This is a genomic window from Aeromonas sp. QDB23, assembly GCF_027707745.1.
GTDB classification, from domain to species: Bacteria; Pseudomonadota; Gammaproteobacteria; order Enterobacterales; family Aeromonadaceae; genus Aeromonas; species Aeromonas allosaccharophila.
In genome coordinates this window covers 1-19321 of record NZ_JAPCJA010000034.1, presented here as the reverse complement: position 1 = coordinate 19321, position 19321 = coordinate 1, and the positions used below count along the sequence as shown (strand labels likewise).

Annotated in this window: 13 protein-coding genes; 10 read left to right on the top strand and 3 right to left on the bottom strand. The window is 56.4% G+C overall.

What is annotated here, in order from left to right; genetic code table 11:
- Nucleotides 1–152: 152 nt before the first annotated feature.
- On the top strand, nucleotides 153–5039 hold the full coding sequence (locus tag PG888_RS14605; RefSeq protein WP_270693652.1) for an alpha-2-macroglobulin family protein: 4887 nt from the start codon (nucleotides 153–155) through the stop codon (nucleotides 5037–5039).
- Nucleotides 5005–7437 carry a penicillin-binding protein 1C gene (pbpC, locus tag PG888_RS14600; RefSeq protein ID WP_270693651.1) on the top strand — a complete coding sequence of 811 codons (2433 nt, stop codon included), beginning with the start codon at nucleotides 5005–5007 and terminating at the stop codon, nucleotides 7435–7437. The genes PG888_RS14605 and pbpC overlap by 35 nt, the downstream gene beginning before the upstream one ends.
- 426 nt (nucleotides 7438–7863) lie before the next feature.
- Here pbpC and PG888_RS14595 read toward each other — a convergent pair whose 3' ends face one another.
- Nucleotides 7864–8829, bottom strand: coding sequence for a hypothetical protein (locus PG888_RS14595; protein WP_270693649.1), 966 nt, complete (start codon nucleotides 8827–8829; stop codon nucleotides 7864–7866).
- Between the two features lie 177 nt (nucleotides 8830–9006).
- Here PG888_RS14595 and thiI point away from each other — a divergent pair, with 177 nt between their 5' ends.
- The gene (gene thiI / locus PG888_RS14590; protein ID WP_075112611.1) at nucleotides 9007–10455 is read left to right on the top strand and encodes a tRNA uracil 4-sulfurtransferase ThiI; all 1449 of its coding nucleotides are present in this window, start codon (nucleotides 9007–9009) and stop codon (nucleotides 10453–10455) included.
- Nucleotides 10456–10529: 74 nt separating this feature from the next.
- On the opposite strand, the gene PG888_RS14585 is transcribed toward thiI, so the two are convergent.
- Nucleotides 10530–10922: a hypothetical protein gene (locus tag PG888_RS14585; protein ID WP_270693646.1), complete on the bottom strand. Its 393-nt coding sequence runs from the start codon at nucleotides 10920–10922 to the stop codon at nucleotides 10530–10532.
- A gap of 100 nt (nucleotides 10923–11022) precedes the next feature.
- The gene (locus PG888_RS14580) at nucleotides 11023–11655 is read right to left on the bottom strand and encodes a trimeric intracellular cation channel family protein (protein ID WP_005333975.1); all 633 of its coding nucleotides are present in this window, start codon (nucleotides 11653–11655) and stop codon (nucleotides 11023–11025) included.
- A 383-nt stretch (nucleotides 11656–12038) separates the two neighbouring features.
- On the opposite strand from PG888_RS14580, the gene PG888_RS14575 reads away from it, so the two are divergent.
- The 7 genes from PG888_RS14575 (at nucleotide 12039) to PG888_RS14545 (ending at nucleotide 19113) form a co-directional block, all read left to right on the top strand.
- The gene (locus PG888_RS14575) at nucleotides 12039–12914 is read left to right on the top strand and encodes a flagellin N-terminal helical domain-containing protein (RefSeq protein WP_270693644.1); all 876 of its coding nucleotides are present in this window, start codon (nucleotides 12039–12041) and stop codon (nucleotides 12912–12914) included.
- Nucleotides 12915–13494: 580 nt separating this feature from the next.
- Nucleotides 13495–14367 (top strand): flagellin N-terminal helical domain-containing protein, encoded by an 873-nt coding sequence (locus tag PG888_RS14570; protein ID WP_270693642.1) that lies wholly within the window; start codon nucleotides 13495–13497, stop codon nucleotides 14365–14367.
- Nucleotides 14368–14403: 36 nt separating this feature from the next.
- A complete protein-coding gene (locus tag PG888_RS14565) occupies nucleotides 14404–14826 on the top strand; it encodes a flagellar protein FlaG (protein WP_270693640.1) in 423 nt (140 codons plus the stop codon).
- A gap of 25 nt (nucleotides 14827–14851) precedes the next feature.
- On the top strand, nucleotides 14852–16252 hold the full coding sequence (gene fliD / locus PG888_RS14560) for a flagellar filament capping protein FliD (protein ID WP_270693639.1): 1401 nt from the start codon (nucleotides 14852–14854) through the stop codon (nucleotides 16250–16252).
- A 25-nt stretch (nucleotides 16253–16277) separates the two neighbouring features.
- Complete coding sequence (fliS, locus tag PG888_RS14555; RefSeq protein WP_270693638.1) at nucleotides 16278–16700, top strand: flagellar export chaperone FliS; 423 nt, start codon at nucleotides 16278–16280, stop codon at nucleotides 16698–16700.
- 62 nt (nucleotides 16701–16762) lie between these two features.
- On the top strand, nucleotides 16763–17023 hold the full coding sequence (locus PG888_RS14550) for a hypothetical protein (RefSeq protein WP_270693636.1): 261 nt from the start codon (nucleotides 16763–16765) through the stop codon (nucleotides 17021–17023).
- Entirely contained in the window at nucleotides 17023–19113 is a 2091-nt protein-coding gene (locus PG888_RS14545) for a motility associated factor glycosyltransferase family protein (RefSeq protein ID WP_270693634.1), read from the top strand. Before PG888_RS14550 ends, PG888_RS14545 begins: the two co-directional genes overlap by 1 nt.
- Nucleotides 19114–19321: the final 208 nt, after the last annotated feature.

The window sequence follows — 19321 nt, the reverse complement described above, 5'->3', positions numbered from 1 at the left end:
CCGCACTGAATCAGTGGGCAAGGGGGTTCTCGCGCTGCAGGGGCGCGGAATTGTGCCCATTCGGGTAATGAGCTTTGTGTCGGGTGAGCAGGATGCCTTATCCTGTTTCCTGCCACGCTGCGCTTGCAGCGCTCCAACTCGGGATGGAACCTATGCGCCTCTTCGACTCTCCCCCTGCTTCTCACCGCTCTCACGCTGGAACTGGCGCTCTGCGCCACCGCTGGTCGGCCCTGCTGCTATCCGGGTTGGCCGGTTTGCTGCTGGCCGGTTGTGGCCCCGACAAGCCTGTCTCCAGTGGGCAGACCAAAGAATCCACAGCCCAGCAGGAGGCCGGGGCGCCGAGTTCAGTCGTACAAGCCAATGCCCGCCAATATCGGGATGCCCCGGCGCTGGCGCTGGTCTTCTCCGGCCCCCTGGCGCCCAAGGCGAACTGGCAGAGCTGGCTTTCGGTGAGTGAGGGGGGCAAGCAGGTGCAGGGAGAGTGGATCCTCGCCGAAGATGGCCGCACCCTCTATTTCCCGAACGTACAGCCCGACAAGAGCTATGAGGTGAGCCTCAAGGCGGGGCTGGGCCCATCCCCCCAGAGTTGGACCCTCAAGACCCGTCCGCTGGAGGCGGGGGCCTCCTTTACCGCCAGTGGCATGGTATTGCCGCTGCGCGACGAGCTGCGCCTGCCCATCAGCGCGGTCAACGTGGACGAGGTCAATATCGACTTCTTCCGGGTCGATGCCGAATACCTGCCCCGTTTCCTGGCCGAGTATCGCCCCGGCGCCGGCATGGGCAACTGGGAGCTTGAGCAGATCACCCAGCGGGCCAAGCGGGTGTTCAGCGGCCGCTATGCGCTGGAGCTCGATGCCAACCGGCGCGAGACCCGCCTCATCAATGTGAAGGAGCCGCAGCTGGCCGAGGCTGGCGTCTACTTTGCGGTGATGTCGCCTCTTGGCAACTACGACTGGCGCAAGGAGACCACCTATTTTGCGGTGAGCGACATGGGGCTCAGTGCCCGCCGTTACCGCGATCAGCTGGAGGTGTTCGTGAGCTCCCTGGCCAGCGCCGACCCCCTCAAGGATGTGCAGCTTTCCCTGCTCGACGAGAAGGGCAACCGGCTGCAGGTGCAAACCACCGATCCCCAGGGCCATCGTCGCTTCGATCAGGTGCAGGGGGCCCGCCTGCTGCTGGCCGAGCAGGGCAAGCATCTGGCGGTACTGCGCCTCGATGGGGCGGCGCTCGATCTCTCCACCTTCGATCTCGGCACCCAGCCCTGGCAGGCCCAGCAGTTGTATCTCTTTAGCGGGCGCGATCTCTATCGCCCCGGCGAGCGGCTCGACAGCGAAATCCTGCTCAAGGGGCAGGATGGCCAGCTGCTGCCGGGCATGGCGGTGGATCTGGAGGTGAAGCAGCCAGACGGCCAGCTGCTCGAACAGAAACGGCTGCTGCCGGACAATCTTGGCGCTGCCCACTATGGCCTGCGCCTGCCGGACGATGCGCCGCTCGGGCGCTGGACCATCAACCTCAAGACTGCCGCCGGCAGCCGTTTCGAGTGGCCTTTCCTGGTGGAGGAGTTTCTGCCGGAGCGGCTGAAACTGCAGCTTGGCAAGGGGCCGGATGGGGAAGTCACGAGTCTGGACGCCGCCCTCACTCTGCCGCTGCAAGGGGACTATCTCTATGGCGCCCCGGCGAGCGCCACCAAGGCGAAGGCGGAGGTGAAAATCAGCCGCGCCACCATTCCCTTTACCCAGTGGCAGGAGTTCACTCTGGGTGACGTGCTGCTCGCGGAGCAGGCCAAAGATCTCGAGCCCCTCAATCTCACCCTCGATGCGCAGGGGCAGGGGACTTTTTCGTTAGCTGATGAGCTCGACGGGGTGCGCGCCCTCGGGCCGCTGGAGGTGGCCTACCGGGTGTCGCTCGCCGAGCCCGGCGGTCGCGCCGTCAATCGCAGCCGCACCCAGTATGGCTGGCCCATGGGCAGCCAGTGGCCGGCGCTCAAGGCCGACTTCGTGGCAGATCGGGTAGAAGGGGGCAAGCCGCTCCCCTTCCAGATCCTCAACCTCGATGACAAGGGCCAGCCGCTGGCGGGGCCGGTGAAGGTGCGCCTTATCAACGAGTACCGCGACTACTACTGGCACTACGCCGATGGGGAGGGGTGGAAGTACGAATTCAACAGCCAGCCCTATCTGGAGCAGGAGCAGACCCTGCAGCTGGATGGCAAGGGGCCGACCCCGCTCACGCTACAACTGGCGGCGGGCTGGTATCGATTGGAAGTGGAGAACAGTCAGGGCCATCAATCCAGCCTGCGGGTGGAGATCGGCAGCTACGCCTGGGGTGGCGGTGGCGAGCAGGCGCGCCCTGACAAGATTGCCATCACTCTCGACAAGCGTGCCTATCAGGCGGGTGACAAGGCCAAAGTGACGCTGGTGGCGCCGCGCCCCGGTAAGGGCTTGCTGCTGGTGGAAGATGGCGACGGCCTGCGCTGGTGGCAGCGTATCGAACTCAAGGGAGCCGATGGCGATGCCAAGGATGCCCGCGGCGAGTTCGAGATCCCGGTCAGCCCCGAGTGGCAGCGTCATGACCTGCATATCTCGGCTCAAATCGCCGCGCCAGACAGTGCCTCCAAACCGGTCGGCAAGCAGCAGGGGCAGAGTCTGCGTTCGGTCGGTCTGGTGCCGCTTACGCTGGATCGAGAAGCCCGCCGTCTTCCGCTCACCCTGAGCGCGCCTGATAAAGCGGTGCCGCTCACCCGACTGGAGGTGACCGCCACCTCCACCCCCAACAGTCAGGGCCGCGTGGTGCTGGCGGCGGTGGATCGGGGCGTGCTCAATATCAGCGACTACCAGCCTCTCGACCCGTTCGAGATCTTCTTTGGTCGCAAGCGCTTCGCCCAAGATTTGTTCGACAACTACGGGCAAGTGATCCCGCCGCAGGATGGCAAGCTGGCCCGCCTCAACTACGGGGGCGATCGGGTGCCGCTGAAAAAGGGCGGCGCGCTGGAGAGCCGGGTCGAGATAGCCGCACTGTGGAGCGGCGAGGTGAGTTTTGACCAGCAGGGCAAGGCGGTGATCCCGCTCGATTTGCCCAACTTCAACGGCGAACTGGCGCTGATGGCGCTGGCCTGGAACGAACAGCAAGTCGGCGAGGCCGAGCGCGCCGTCAAGGTAGTAGCGCCCTTGGTGGCCGAAATTGGCTGGCCGCGCTTTGGCGCCAGAGGTGATGAGACCCGGGCGCTGGTGCAACTGCGCAACATGAGCGGCGAGGATCAGACCCTCTCCCTTGTCTGGACCCTCAATGGTGGGCTCAAGGCAAACGGCGAGCTGCCCCGCACCCTGGCCCTTAAAAATGGCGAGGAGCAGTGGCTGACCCTGCCGCTCACCGTGACCGGGGCGAGCGGTGTGGCGAGCCTGCAGTTGGCGGCCAGTGGCAAGGATTTTGCCATCAGCCGCGACTGGACTTTGCCGCTGCGCTCCCCCTGGCCTGCCGAGACTCGCCAACGCTACCAGATGCTGGCCCCCGGCCAGCAGATGAGCTTTGCGCCAGCTGAGCTGGCCGGGCTGGATCGCGCCAACCTGCAGGGGCTGCTCAGCCTCTCCGGCACTCCCCCCTGGGATCCGGCAGCCCAGTGGCAGGCGCTGGCCGACTACCCCTACGCCTGTCTGGAGCAGACCCTGTCCCGTGCCTGGCCTTACTTGCTGACCACGGCGGATGAGCGCATCGCATGGAGCAAACCCGCAGAGGGCAAGAAAGCGGCGAGCGAGGCGGATGTGCAACGCGCCCTGCTGCAGCGGTTGCAGCGGTTGCAACTGCCAAGCGGCGGTTTTGGCCTCTGGGATGGTCGCTCCGACGAGGAGCAGTGGCTCACCGCCTATGCCGCCGACTACCTGCTGGCGCGCAAGGAGGCGGGCGACGCCGTGCCGGAGGCGATGCTCAATCAGGCGTTGAACCGGCTGCAAAGCTATCTCACCGACAGCCAGTATGGTGAGCGCTGGAGCAGTGCCCCCGAGCACAGCCGGCTGGCCTATCAGGCCTACAGCGCCTATGTGCTGGCCCGGGTGGGCAAGGCGCCGCTCGCTACCTTGCGCCTTGTCTGGGAGCAGCAGGCCGATCACGCCCGTTCCGGTTTGCCGCTGCTCCACCTCTCCTTGGCGCTCTCGGCCATGGGGGATGAGCAGAACGCCGCCAAGGCCCTCAGCCGGGCATTGGCGAGCGAGCGCGGTGACGATTATCTGGGGGATTACGGTTCGCCGCTACGCGATCAGGCCCTCGAGCTCTCCTTGTTGCGCCAGCACAAGCTGGCTGCGGAGCGCTGGCCAGCCCTCAGTGCCAAGGTAGCCGATACCCTGGCCCACCGTCAGTGGCTCAGCACTCAGGAGCGGCTCGCCCTGTTGCAACTCGCCCGCTTCGATCCGGCCGTCGACTGGCAGGCCAGGGTGACCTCCTCTCTTGGCAGTGGATCCCTGAGCGGTTCGGCCGCCTTGCAGTTGGGCGCCCCCGAGGCGCTGGCGGCCAGCGCCATCACCAACGAGGGCAAGGGATCCCTCTATGTGCAGCGCACCTTGGTAGGTTACCCCGAGCAGGCTCCTACCCGGTTGAGTCAGGGGATAAGCGTGACTCGCAGCTGGTTCAACAGCGACGGTCAGCGTTTTGATCCCGCCAAGGTGAAGGTCGGCGATCTGGTGGTGGTGCGACTCAATGTCAGCAGTGAATCGGCGGTGCCCGACGCCCTGCTGGTGGAGATGGTGCCCGCCGGCTTCGAGCTGGAGAACCCGGCTCTTGGCAACAGCATCAAGCTAGAAGAGCTCTCGATTGAAGGGAAACCGGCGTGGCAGAGCGAGTGGAACGACTATCTCAAGCATCAGGAGTTTCGCGATGACCGCTACACGGCGGCGCTGGATCTGAGCGAGGGGAGCAACCAGCAGCTGGTCTACCTGATGCGGGCGGTGACGCCGGGTCGCTATCAGGTGCCACCGACCCAGGTGGAGGATATGTACCGACCCGAGATCCGGGCTGTGGGTGAGGATATCCACGAGGTGCGTATCTCTGAGTAACAAGCCTTCCCTTGAGCGGGTTCGCCCGCTCACTTTTTGGCAGCGTGGTTGGCTGAGCCTGGGTCGCAGTGGCCGCGCAGGCTGGCGCTGGCTTGGCGATCTGCCGCGCTGGCTGCGCTTTTCGGTGCTGGGCGTTGTAGCACTGCTGCTGTCATTGCTGGCGCTGGATCGGATTTTCCCGCCGCCGCCACTCGACCCGGCCTATGCGCGGGTGGTGCTCGACATGAAAGGGCGGCCGCTGCGCGCCTTTGCCGATACCAGCGGCGTGTGGCGTTACCCCGTAACCCTGGAGCAGGTCTCCCCCCGCTATATCGAGGCGTTGCTGGGTTACGAGGATCGCTACTTCTGGCGTCATCCCGGGGTTAATCCGGTGGCCATGGTGCGCGGGGTCTGGCAGTGGCTGCGCTACGGACGCGCCGTGTCAGGCGGCTCGACCCTCACCATGCAGGTGGCGCGTCTTATCGAGCCCTACCACAGGAGCGTGCCCGGCAAGCTACGCCAGATGGCGCGCGCGCTGCAGCTGGAGTGGCACTACGACAAGCGCACTCTGCTCACCGTCTACCTCAACCGGGCGCCGTTTGGCGGCAATCTGGAGGGGGTACAGGCGGCAAGTTTTGCCTATCTTGGCAAGAGCGCCGCCAAGCTGACCTATGCCGAGGCTGCGCTGTTGGCGGTGCTGCCGCAGGCTCCCAGCCGCAACCGGCCGGACCGGCATCCCGAACGGGCCCGCGCCGCCCGCGACAAGGTGATGCAGCGGCTGGTGGCACAGGGTGTCTGGCCCGAACAGGTGTGGTTGGAGGGGCGTATCGAGCCGGTGCTGGCTCGCGGTCACTTCACGCCGATGGAGGCGCCGCTCTTTGCCCGTCTCGCCGCCGACAATCAGGCGGGAGCGCTGGTGCACACCACCATTGATGGCGATCTGCAGCGCTGGCTGGAGGGGCGGGTGGCGAGCTATATCCGCCGTTTCCCCGAGCAGACCTCAGCGGCGTTGCTCTTGGTAGATAACAAAACCATGGCGGTGCGCGCCTACGTGGGCAGCGCCGAGTATGGCAATTTGCGCCGCCACGGTTACCTCGACATGGTGCAGGCGATCCGCTCTCCCGGCTCCACCCTCAAGCCCTTCATCTACGGTCTGGCCATGGATGAAGGGTTGGTGCACTCGGCCTCCCTGCTCTCCGATGCACCGAGGCTGGGCTCGGAGTACCGCCCCGCCAACTTTTCCGGCGCCTTTCAGGGGCCGGTGACCCTGGCCCAGGCGCTGCAGCAATCCCTCAACGTGCCGGCGGTGCAGGTGCTGGAGGCACTGGGGCCTGACAAACTGGTCAGTCGCCTCGACAACGCCGGAGTGCGGCTGGCGCTCTCCGACAAACCCAATCCTGCCATCGCGCTGGGGGCGGCGGGCATTCGGCTCGAACAGCTGGTGGCGCTCTACAGCTCGCTGACCCGGCAGGGGCAGGTGGCGATGCCGGTCTGGCTGGCGGGGCAGCAGGCGGTGTCGCGCCCCTTGCTGAGCCCGGGGGCCGCCTGGATCATCTGGCAGATTCTGAGCGCGCAGGGGCGCGCCGATCAGCCCTTTGCCAGCGAGGCGACCGGCCGGGTCAATCGACTGGCCTGGAAGACCGGCACCAGCTATGGCTACCGCGACAGCTGGGCTATGGGGGTCTCCGGTCGCTGGACCATCGGCGTCTGGCTTGGTCGCCCCGACGGTACCCCCATGCCCGGTTTTTACGGGCAGAGCGCGGCGGTGCCGCTGCTGCTTTCGGTCTACTCGCGATTGGCTGACAACAGCCCCCTGCCGGCACAACCCAACACGGTGAGCGAAGCCGAGATCTGCTGGCCGCTGGGACGCAAGGCGAGCGCAACCCTGCCTGAGGCCTGCTTGCAGCGCCAGAGTGCCTGGTTGCTGGAAGGGCGCGATCCTCCCACCTTGCCGGATCCCATGGACTGGCCCTCGCCGCTGCGTCAAGTTGCATTGACCGCCGCGGGCAAGCCGACGCTGACCCGTTGCCCCGATGCGGCGCAATCCGGCTTTCGGGCCCTCTGGCCATTGTCGCTGGAGCCGTGGCGGTCCCCCGGCGAGCGACGGCAGGCGCTGCTGGCCAGCGGCTGCGCGGGGGAGGGGCAGAGCGCCGAGCTGCAGGCTCCCATTCGCATCGTGGCGCTGGGGGAGGGCAGCCTTATCCGCAGCCAGCGTTACCGGCTGCAGCCCAAGGTGCTCGGCGGTGTCGGCAAGCCAGCCTGGTTTCTCAACGGCCAGCGGCTGCGTTGGGATGGCGATCAGGTGCTGAGCGTGGCGGGTCGTTATCAGTTGGTGGTGGTGGACGAGGCGGGCAACAGCGATCGTATCGAGTTTCGCGTGGTGCATCCTGACAGTGATGCTGGCACCATCACCCGGTGAGCGTTTTGCCGACAGCCATTGAGGTGAATGTAATTAACTATTTGAAATGCATCAATATTTGATTGGATGAATTAATTTGTGAATAATTACGAATTCATTCAAATCCAATCGGGAGTTCTCTTTTGCTGCGTGTTCTGTGTCCCTTGCTGGTGCTGATGAGTTCGGGCTGTGCCACGACAAATCATGGTGATCACCATGTCTCTCCTGAACGTACCGGGTTCTATTCACCTTTCGAACCTGCTTCCGAGAGTTTTGCTCGTTGCTATCAGAAACAGTTTGCCTGTACCCCTTCCAATATCCGCCGTGACAGGGCGATGGAAGCGCGCCGTGATGCACAAGAGCGGGCCAATCACCGAGGTGATGATTGGTAGGCCGCAGATAACGAGAGGGGTTGGCAGATGCCAACCCCTTTTTCATTCCGCTGATTCAGCCAGGCTGGCGCAGATGACCGAGCCGGGTGAAGAAGTGCTGGCTCTTGCGCTGGTGAAAGTGGCTCTTCTTGATGGGATGGAAGATGAGGTTGCTTTCGGGGTGGCTCGCCTTTAACTGGTGGAGCATCGCCACGGCAGGCAGGCTGGTGCTGACCAGGGTAGTGAGTGGCATGCTAAGGGTCTCGGGCCCCAGCAGTTGATTGAGCCCTTGCTGAGCCTGCTCAAAGCGAGTCAGGGCTGCCGGATCGGCATAGCCGCTGCCCAGCATGGCGAGCAGGCTGTCGAGGGCCAGATGAAATTCGGCCAGCTGTTGGCGAAAGCCGCTGCGCCCGCGCAGGGCAATCAGCTCTGCAAACGGAATGTCGGCCAGGTGAGTGGGCACTTGCAACGGAATCTCTAGATGGAAGCAATCCTGACCGCCGCGATTGTGGTAGCGGGATTCCAGCAGGTGGAGCAGGCGGTCGAGATAGTCGTGATCGGTAATGAGGGCCCCGTCATTGGCGAGTGCCCACTCACGGGCGAGGCGCATGGAGAGCAGGTTGGCAAAGCGCCGCGCCATTCTGATCCCCCCCTCATCCCGGGTTGCAAAGCCGTGAGTCAGGCAAAAGCCGTGCAGCCGCTCCAGTCCCGCTTGCGCGGGGCAGAAGCAGTCATGGTTGGCGCCCTGTCGCCAGCGGCCAATCAGCTCCTTGTTGCCAAATACCTTGTGGCGCACGAAATCGGGGGCCACCAAGCCGCTGATCTGGCTCTCCAACTGGGGAGTGATGGCTGCAAAGAAGGAGGTATCGGGCCGCTCGGCCAGCAGATCGGTCTGCTGTTGCAGGGTATCGAGCAGGGTGGTGAGGCCACTTTTTTCACTGACGGTGAAGACGAAGGCGAGCCGCTCCAGATAGAGCAGGGCAAATTTGAGCCAGAGCTCGTCGCGTACCTCCATGCCGGGGTAATAGATATAGGTCTTCATCGGATCAGTCTGTTGTCAAAAATCTGGCGAGGCGCAGGGTCGGGAATATACGCAAGATTGCGGCCGTGCGGCAAACATTGCGTGGGGTAATGTGAGCAAACGCTCATCCAGTAGGCGCTGGCCACAAAGTTCTGATATAATTCGCGCCCTTAAATCAAGGCCACCCGAGTCAAAACCATGAAGTTCATTATCAAGCTGTTCCCGGAAATCACCATCAAGAGCAAATCAGTTCGCCAGCGCTTCACCAAGATGTTGCAGGGCAACATCCGCAACGTGTTGCGCCGCTTCGACGAAGATGCCCGCGTACGGATGGATTGGGACAAGCTGGTAGTGAGCTCCCGCAACGATCAGTTCCACGCCCAGTATCTCGAGACCCTGGCCTGTATCCCGGGCATTCAATACTTCCTCGAAGTGCAACTGAGCAACTTTACCGACCTGCACGACATCTTCGAGCAGACCCGCGCCGTCTGGGGTGAGCGCCTGAAAGGCAAAACTTTCTGCGTGCGTGCCCGTCGCGTCGGCAAACATGACTTCAGCTCGCTGGAGCTGGAGCGCTATGTGGGCGGTGGCCTCAATCAGCATTGCGAAACCGCCGGTGTGCGTCTGAAAAAACCGGACATCCAGATCAATCTGGAAGTGGAAAATGACGAACTCTACATCATCAGTGCGGTACACCACGGTATGGGCGGCTTCCCGATGGCCACCCAGGAAGATGTGCTGAGCCTGCTCTCCGGTGGTTTCGACTCCGGTGTTGCCTCCTACCAGTTCATCAAGCGCGGTTGCCGCGTCCACTACTGCTTCTTCAATCTGGGGGGCGCTGCCCACGAGATCGGGGTGAAGCAGGTTGCCTATTACCTGTGGAACAAGTTTGGTGCCTCCCACAAGGTGCGCTTCACCGCTATCGACTTTGAACCTGTGGTCGCCGAGATCCTCGAGAAGGTCGACAACGGCCAGATGGGCGTGGTGCTCAAGCGGATGATGATGCGTGCCGCCGGTCAGGTTGCCGACTACTTCCAGATCCCGGCGCTGGTCACCGGCGAGTGCGTGGGCCAGGTCTCCAGCCAGACGCTCACCAACTTGAACGTGATCGACCGGGTGACCGACAAGGTGATCCTGCGTCCGCTCATCACCTGGGACAAGCCGGACATCATCAGCGAAGCCCGCCGCATCGGCACCCTGGAGTTTGCCGAGACTATGCCGGAGTATTGCGGCGTTATCTCCAAGAAGCCGACCGTGAAAGCCGAGCTCTCCCGCATTGAAGCGGAAGAGGCCAACTTCGACTTCTCCATTCTGGACAAGGTGGTCTCCGAGGCCCGTTACCTCGATATCCGCCGTATCGGTGAAGAGACCGCCGCCGAAGTACAAGAGGTGGAAACGACTCAGGTGCTGGGCGCTGACGAGGTGATCCTGGATATCCGCTCTGCTGATGAGCGTGACGAGAAGCCGTTGGTGGTGGAAGATCGTGAAGTGCTGCACATCCCCTTCTTCAAGCTTGCCACCGCCTTTGGCGATCTGCCCAAGGAGAAGACCTATCTGCTCTACTGCGATCGCGGCGTGATGAGCAAGCTGCAGGCGCTCTATCTGAAAGAGAAGGGCTTTGATAACGTCAAGGTGTACCGCCCGTAAGCGTGGTTTGCACTGCCCACAAAAAATCCGGCCAATGTGCCGGATTTTTTATTTCACGGGGTCAGTGATGACCATCAGGGGCAGGGGACCGGGGTGAAGGAGTCTTGCCCCTGGCAACGCCAGCCCATTTCCGCCTCCCGCATCTGCCACAGGTTGTCGCTGCGATAGAGAGTCAGGATGTAGAGCATGTCACTCTTGCTGCCATCGAGGGCCACCGAGAGCACCAGATCATTATCCAGCTGCTGGGCATGAATGCGACTGGGTATGTCACCATGTCCCACAAATCGCAGTGCCACCTCACGGTAGTCATTGACCCAGCGTTGTTGTTGATCACTGGCTTGACGTATCTGCTGGTTGAACTGCTGCACCGGCGCCGAGGCCAGTCGTCCAAACACTACTTGAGCTTCGGCGTGGGCTGCCGTCACGTTCGCCAGGAGGAGTGTGGTAAGCATACCGATTTTACGCATGAGAAGTTCCGGCTAACAACGACTGCTTCTATGACAACAGAAAAGCCTATTTGGTTCAACGCAAGGCCCACAGCGACATGATGGCGCTGTGGGCCTGCTCTCAATTGCGTTGCAGCGAGAAGGTGGGCAGTGACAGATGCCAGTAGATAGCCGCGACCCGCAGGCCAAACACGGCCGTCATGCAGATGAGCATGGCCGTTACCCTGTCCATGTTCGCCTCCAGCGCTAGGGTATAGAGAATTCCACCGAGGATACAGGCGGTGGCATAGATCTCTTTTTGCAGCACCATGGGCACTTCTCGCGCCAGTACATCGCGGATCATGCCGCCGGCTACGCCGGTCATGGTGCCCATGATCACGGCGATCAGACCCGGGGTGCCGAAGTTGAGGGCCTTCTGGGCACCGATCACGGTAAAGAGGGCCAGCCCGAAGGCATCCGCCACCGGCAGCACATACCAGGGCATCCGGCGGGGCAGCTTGACCATCCACATACCGATCAGCGCCGTCGCGATGACGACCCAGATATAGAGGGGATCGCGCACCCAGAACACGGGGGTAGCGCCCAGGATCATGTCACGGATGGTGCCGCCGCCGATGGCGGTCACTGCCGCCAAAACCATGACGCCAAACCCGTCCATTCTGAGCCGGCCAGCCACCAAGACCCCTGAAAACGCGAATACCGCAGTACCAAACATGTCGCTGATGTAAACAATCTGCTCAACCAGTGTCTGCATGGAGAACAACTCACGCCAAATTGTTGATGGGGCCGCGATTTTAGGGGCTGGCGAGCCCAATCGCCAACTGTGCTCGATAAAATTGCGAGTCGAGACGGACTTTTTCTCACTGCATGGACCGGGTGAGTCTCGACTGTGCCCGCTTGCCGCCGCCGTTGGCGGGGTTCGCAGGATTGCTCCAATCGTAGGTTTACGGGCGTTTTTTTCCTTAAGTTTCCCCCTGACCCGCCGATATATAAGGTAAGCGGCGTTAATGCGATGAAGCGTTGAAAAAAATGCTAAAGACATCCAAAAACGAGCCGTTAAATAAGACGCATCGGGCACAGAAAATAATAAAGCCTGAGCAAATAGAAGAGTAAATTTAATAGCTTAGGAGAATAGTCATGGCCATGTTTATCAACACTAACGTTTCGTCTCTCAACGCTCAGCGTAATATGACGAATTCGACCAAATCACTGGATACTTCTTATACCCGTTTGGCATCTGGCCTGCGCATCAACAGCGCCAAAGATGATGCAGCGGGCCTGCAAATCTCCAACCGTCTGACCTCTCAGATAAACGGGCTGGATCAAGGCAACCGCAATGCCAACGATGGTATCTCTCTGGCGCAAACTGCCGAAGGGGCCATGGATGAAGTGACCGGTATGCTGCAGCGGATACGCACCTTGGCTCAACAATCTGCCAACGGATCCAACTCAGCCAAGGATCGTCAAGCCCTGCAAAAAGAGGTGGATCAACTGGGGGCTGAGGTTAATCGTATCTCCAGCGCGACCACCTTTGCGGGTACCAAGCTGCTCGATGGTTCCTTCGGTGGCACCTTCCAGGTCGGTGCGGATGCCAACCAGACCATAGGCTTCAGCCTGAGTCAGGCCGGCGGCTTCAGCATCTCCGGGATTTCTGCTGCGGTGACCGCTGGAACGGCTGACTCTATTTTTGTCAGCGGTTCAGCTGGTGCTATCGATATCAGCACTCAGAGTACAGCACAAGATGTGTTGGGTGCAGTTGATTCCATGTTGGAAGTCGTTGATGGTAAGCGAGCAGAGTTGGGTGCGGTACAAAACCGGATGGACTCGACCATCCGCAACCAAGCCAACATTTCGGAAAACGTCAGCGCAGCCCGCTCGCGTATTCGCGATGCGGATTTCGCTACCGAGACTGCCAATATGACCAAACAAAATATTTTGCAGCAGGCTGCATCCAGCGTTCTGTCGCAAGCCAACCAGCGCCCGCAGGCCGCACTCCAACTGTTGCAAGGCTAACAAAAGAAAACAGGGCGGTTGTTCAGGCCGCCCTGGTCAAGAGATGGAACAAAGGGGTGTTCGGGTTAGCACTCTGTTCTATCGGGAGAAAATCAATTCTCTACTAGTAATGCCAAGTGTTGTCCAGATGTTCAGTTCTGTCACTCTTGGTCATATTCTCCTGAGCATATGCTCAACGTTAGGCCGGTTCGCCGGCCATTTTTTATTGTGTCGCCAAATTGGCGTCACTCTTCTATGACAAGGCACAAAACGTGCCAACACTACCTTAACCCTGCGTTTACGCCACTTGCCGACCTGGCATAGTATGGCGGCTCTTCTGATATCTGTGATTTGCCACCAGCCGGATAAAAATTGCCGCTTTCGGCAAGGATTTTCCTAAAGCTTGTCCTCCTGCGGCCGTTACATAAAGTGAAGCAATCGAGGGGTGTTCGGAATCCAACGTTTGCACTACTGCGGGTGGCCTGTTCGTTCAAACAACCACCCGCCAGAAGAGAGAGGCATGTTCAACCTGCTCTTCTAACGGTGGGACGTCGCTTTGGCGGCGCAACCCGCAGTCGTATGTTCTTCGGGAGAATTTATTATGGCCATGTTCATTAACACCAATACGTCATCACTGAACGCCCAGCGTAATTTGATGAATACCAGTAAATCCTTGGATACTTCATATACCCGCTTAGCATCAGGCCTGCGCATCAATAGCGCAAAGGACGATGCGGCCGGTCTGCAGATTTCCAACCGTTTGACATCTCAAATCAACGGTCTGGATCAGGGTAACCGTAACGCCAACGATGGCATCTCCCTAGCACAAACAGCGGAAGGTGCTATGGACGAAGTGACCGGCATGCTGCAACGTATGCGCACCTTGGCTCAACAATCTGCCAACGGATCCAACTCAGCCAAGGATCGTGCAGCGTTGCAGAAGGAAGTGGATCAACTGGGGTCTGAAATAAACCGGATCTCGAAAGATACTACTTTCGCCGGTACCAAGCTGCTTGATGGAACATTTGGTGGTAGTTTCCAAGTTGGTGCTGATGCCAACCAGACCATAGGCTTCAGCCTGAGTCAGGCCGGCGGCTTCAGCATCTCCGGGATTTCTGCTGCGGTGACCGCTGGAACGGCTGACTCTATTTTTGTCAGCGGTTCAGCTGGTGCTATCGATATCAGCACTCAGAGTACAGCACAAGATGTGTTGGGTGCAGTTGATTCCATGTTGGAAGTCGTTGATGGTAAGCGAGCAGAGTTGGGTGCGGTACAAAATCGATTGGATTCAACCATCCGCAACCAAGCCAACATTTCGGAAAACGTCAGCGCAGCCCGCTCCCGTATTCGTGATGCTGACTTTGCCACCGAGACTGCCAATATGACCAAGCAGAACATTCTGCAGCAAGCGGCCTCAAGCGTATTGGCACAAGCCAATCAACGTCCTCAATCGGCGCTATCTCTGCTTGGCTAACGATGGATAGTGGCTGATTGAAATGGGAGAGATAAGATGGCAACTGAACTCGGTAATCTGTCATCTGCCAATGGCGCTTCCTTACAGCTAAGTGACAAGAGCGGCCAAGTGGCCGCTCAACTGCTTTCTGGTTTAGTGGAAGAACCTGGTGTTGCACTGCGGAAAAATCAGGATGTGACAAAAACTGATCTCCAGCCGGTACAAAGCCAAGCAGAGATTGAAAAACAGGTACAAAATTTGCAAGAATTTGGCTTGCAACAAGGCTGGACGGTTAATTTCAGCATGGAGCAAGACCTGGGGCAGGTAGTGATCAAGGTGGTGGATTCTGATACCCGATCCGTTATACGGCAAATTCCGAGTGAAGAGCTGATCGCAATTCACAAGCGGATACAGGCCCTGCGTCAGGGTGATGCGGGTGCTAACCCGAAACTGGGCCTGCTGCTAGATAGTGAGATTTAAATCGAATAAATGAGGAGAATATAACATGGCAATTACCTCTGCCGGTGCGGGTTCTGGGCTTGATCTCGAGAGTGTGATAGCGGCCAGTGTGGCGGCTAAAAAAGCACAGTTACAACAACCAATCATCAAAAAGCAAAACAGCACCCAGATCGCGATCTCTGGTATTGGTCAGCTAAAATCATCTCTCACCACCTTCACTGATATTCTCGATACATTGAGCAAACCTGGCGCTTTCAATAAACGGGCTATCAATATCACCCAAGATAAAGATAACCCAGTGATGAAAGTAGAGAGTAAAAGCGGCGGTTCCAATGGCCAGTACAACGTCACCGTCAATAAATTGGCGACCGCCAGTCGCCAAGAGGGTATCTTTGATAGCTCAACGACTGCACTTATTACTCAAGATGGCCAACTGACATTCAAAGCTGGTGCTAAAGAGTTCAAAGTGGATGTTAAAGCTGGGGATACTCTGCAAGATATTCGCAAGAGTATTAACGGCAATAGTGATAACTTCGGGTTAAGTGCAAACATTGTTAACACTTCAGATGGTAAGGCAAAATTAATTATTGATTCGGGTATCTCTGGCGATGGCAAGGATCTGACCATCACTGGAAATACATCAGAACTTGGGATGTTCTCCATCGGTGCTCCTGGCAGTGTGATGAATCAAAAACAGGCCGCGAGCAGTGCCGAAATTATAGTTGATGGCAATACACTAAAAAGTGATACCAATGTTTTTGATGATTCTATTCAAGATTTGAAACTTACGGTATTACGAGTATCTGATAAAGATAGCAGCGGTGATCTTAAACCTAACAAAGTGGATATATCTACCGATAAATCTTCAATTGAAAGTATGGTGAAACAGTTCATCGATGGCTATAACGCACTTCAGGATAAGATGGACGAGCTGGGCAAGCGTAACAGTATTGTCGGTGGAGTTAGACAAGATGATGGTGGTGCTCTCGCCGGTGATGCCAGTACGCGAACAATTAGCAACTTTATGGATAATACCGTCACAGGAAAAACGGGTTCGAGTACAACATATTCAAGTATTTTCGAAATTGGCATAAAAATGGATAATAAGGGCAAGTTATCTCTAGATAAAGAGAAATTTGGCCAAGCTGTGGATAAGAATTTCGATCAGGTTGTGGCTCTATTCGGGGGTGAGAATGGCCTTGCTGGTACGTTGAATAATGGACTTAAAGAGTATACCAAGTCAGGTGGCATGTTGGCTGAGCGTACCGATACACTGAATGCAGACTTACGTAGTTTGAATCAAAAGCAGGCAACATCAAATGCTCAGCTAGTAAAATATGAAGCATCACTGCGTGCACAATATGGCACTCTGGATGTTTTAATAGCAAAAATGAATAACTCTGCATTAGCGTTGCAGTCATTAAAGATTAACAATAAAAATAACTGATAATTATTATTAGAGGGCACATATAATGTACCAACGTAATCTAAAAGCATATAAAGCAACCAGTATCGCAGCTGATCTTGCTGTTGCAGATCCTCATCGTGTTATTCAACTCATGATGCAAGGCTTTTTAGAGCGGTTGGCGCAATCTAAAGGCGCGATAGAACGTGGTGACTTGGAAGCAAAGTCTATTGCAGTTTCTAAAGCTCAAGGACTATTACATGGATTACGGGATGCGCTTGATATGAGTCAGGGCGCGATTGCTGAAGATTTGTACAAACTCTATGCATATATGGATGAGCGGATTTGGGATGCCAGTCTGGCACTAGATGTCACACCCCTTGACGAGGTTATGGCACTAATGGTGACGATCAAGTCTGCTTGGGATCAATTGCCGGAAGTCGAAAAGCAGCGTGGCTATCAGATGCGACAAAAGTTGGGTGAGCTGTGAGAGTCACTCTTACCTCCCTCAATGAGGCATTACAGGATAATCTCCACTTGATAGAGGGTCTATTGCAACAGCAGCAATATGATGAGGCTGTACTGTGCATGGATAACCGATTGGCCTTAATAGATCAGTTGACACAACTGGCCAAAGATTGCCCGCTGCAACAGCAGGCGGTGGCGGAATTGGCTGCAACGCTGTCCATTCAAGAAGAAAGGTTGAAAGTATTAACTATCAGTCATCATAAAATTGTTTTTAAAAAGCTGATTCAAGTTGGGAAAGGTAACAAGGCTGGGCAGGCCTATAACCTTAATAGCAAGGAGTTCTGATGTCGGTCAATATAGATGCGGTGCTGGTAAAAGCTGAGCAGGAAATGCTGAGACTTCAACAACAAGCAGAGCAGGAAGCTGCCATGAAGGTGGCATTGCCCCTTCGCTTTGCACAAAATATGGCGGCGTTTCGCCAATATATTCCCCATATTGCCGACATCTATGAGGGTTATCAGCCCACCCGTCCATTCAAGTTCTTCTGCAGTGAAAACGGTCAACCCAATCTGGCATGGTTGGATGATGATGTCGCCGTGTACGGTCCCGAACCTTATCTCATCTGTAAGACGCTGGTGAAGGAGTTCATGGATAAGGGGGGATTGTCCAGGTTCTCCTTCAGCAAGGAGGCCAATCCCCTTGGCTTCATGCATGTCGAGTACCTCAACAAGCTGAATGCTTATCTTGACGACATTTCCGCTCGGGAAGAGAGGCTGGGCCAAGTGCCCCATGAGGTACCGAGTGCCCTGATCTTTGGGGTGGGTCTGGGGTATCACCTCGGTTATCTCTATGAAAGGTGCAAGATCGGTACTCTCTTTCTGTTCGAGCCGGACCTGGATCTCTTCTATGCCTCTTTGTATTGCTTCGACTGGGCGCCGCTGCTCGGCTATTTGCATCAGGAAAACCTCGGCCTGCATATTCTGCTGGGGCAGGATGAAAACACCATCGTTAAGGATTTCGCATCAGCCATTCAGCGCCGAGGTTCCTTCTTGGTTGCCAATGCCTTCATCATGTGGGGCTATCAGAACGAAAAAATCAGGAAATTGATAGAGATAGTGCAGCAGGAATATTACCAACTGGTGATGGGATGGGGTTTCTTTGATGATAATCTGATCGCACTGTCTCATACCATCAATAACATCGAGCGTGCAGTGCCATTTTTGCAGCACAATAAAAAAATCTCACCAGTATATCAACGAACCCCTGTCTTTATTATTGCCAATGGTCCCTCATTAGATGAATCTATTGCGGTTATCAAGGCACATAAAGATAGGGCCATTTTGATTTCTTGCGGCAGTGCCATGACCGCTTTGCACAAAGTGGGCATAAAACCGGATATCCATGTTGAAACGGAGAGAACCAAGATAGTTTACGATTTCCTAGCCAATTTGAACGACCCTGATTATCAGCGTGAAATTCTATTCTTGAGTAGTGATGTTATCCATCCAGATTGTTCTACACTTTTCAACAAGTCCATGCTCACGTTTAAACTCGGTGAGCCAGGTTTTACTCTTTATAAAAATTACTTTTCTCACTTGCAGCATTGTGCCGCGTTTAGTGGTATGAACCCATTGGTTGGCAATATTGGTGTAAGTCTACCCATTAATCTTGGTTTCAAGAACATATATTTATTTGGTATGGATAATGGTTACCGGCAGAGAGGGCATCATCATTCTAGATTTAGTGCATATTATAATAATAATGATAAGGCCGAGGCTTTTGGAGAGAAAGTTTATGGTGATAGCCAGAGAGCATGTGAGGGAAACTTTGGTGGTGTGGTTATCAGTAACATCATGTTTGATACTTCTCGCCGTGTGACAGAGGCGGTATTAGCCGCAAATAGCGATGTCCAATGCTTCAACTGTAGTGATGGTGCCAAAATTGAAATGGCTAGGCCTCTACTTAGTACGGAAATACAGCTTTCTCAGTCGATCAATAAGTCAGCCTTGATTGAAGAAATCACCGGGTTGGGAGCACCTATTGTCTTGTCAAAGCAGGACTTATACCCACTGTTAGATATTGATTTCTTTAACGTATTTATAGACAAGATGACTGATGATTGGCAGTGCTCATTTTCGTCTAGAAATGAACTGAATCAGCTTATGTTGCGTAATTTTGGTTATCTTGCGCAGATTGCTGCGACAAAGCAGCAGCATATCGCACAAGTTATGATTGGCTCAATGAATTATGTTTTCAGTCTGTTAAGTACTATTCTTTATTCATTTGAAGGAGAGGCGAAAACGCTGGCGTTGATGGAGCCAGCTATTGGTTTATGGCTGGAATTCTTGTCAAAAGTAAGGGATATGTATCCACGAGCGCTTGACAGTGTAGATATGATTGATGATCATCAGACTATGGAGTTATTTAAGAAATGAAATTTTCATTTCTTTATATCTGTAACAAACAATATTAATTTCTGGAAGTTTAATAATTATACTTAGGATGTATTAACGGTAAGAGGTCGCTATGGAATATCATTCTGATTTAAAAAATATAAATACTCCGAGTTGCATATTCCGGCCGATCATGAACACCAATTCCGATTCAACGTGAACACCATTTCCGGACCAATGTGAACGCTCA

What these genes read in the sequence shown, in the direction of transcription:
- fliD (WP_270693639.1), top strand. Translation starts at nt 14,852, where the DNA reads ATGGCAATTACCTCTGCCGGTGCGGGTTCTGGGCTTGATCTCGAGAGT.
- PG888_RS14575 (WP_270693644.1), top strand. Translation starts at nt 12,039, where the DNA reads ATGGCCATGTTTATCAACACTAACGTTTCGTCTCTCAACGCTCAGCGT.
- fliS (WP_270693638.1), top strand. Translation starts at nt 16,278, where the DNA reads ATGTACCAACGTAATCTAAAAGCATATAAAGCAACCAGTATCGCAGCT.
- PG888_RS14605 (WP_270693652.1), top strand. Translation starts at nt 153, where the DNA reads ATGCGCCTCTTCGACTCTCCCCCTGCTTCTCACCGCTCTCACGCTGGA.
- PG888_RS14585 (WP_270693646.1), bottom strand. Translation starts at nt 10,922, where the DNA reads ATGCGTAAAATCGGTATGCTTACCACACTCCTCCTGGCGAACGTGACG.
- PG888_RS14570 (WP_270693642.1), top strand. Translation starts at nt 13,495, where the DNA reads ATGGCCATGTTCATTAACACCAATACGTCATCACTGAACGCCCAGCGT.
- PG888_RS14545 (WP_270693634.1), top strand. Translation starts at nt 17,023, where the DNA reads ATGTCGGTCAATATAGATGCGGTGCTGGTAAAAGCTGAGCAGGAAATG.
- thiI (WP_075112611.1), top strand. Translation starts at nt 9,007, where the DNA reads ATGAAGTTCATTATCAAGCTGTTCCCGGAAATCACCATCAAGAGCAAA.
- PG888_RS14565 (WP_270693640.1), top strand. Translation starts at nt 14,404, where the DNA reads ATGGCAACTGAACTCGGTAATCTGTCATCTGCCAATGGCGCTTCCTTA.
- PG888_RS14595 (WP_270693649.1), bottom strand. Translation starts at nt 8,829, where the DNA reads ATGAAGACCTATATCTATTACCCCGGCATGGAGGTACGCGACGAGCTC.
- PG888_RS14580 (WP_005333975.1), bottom strand. Translation starts at nt 11,655, where the DNA reads ATGCAGACACTGGTTGAGCAGATTGTTTACATCAGCGACATGTTTGGT.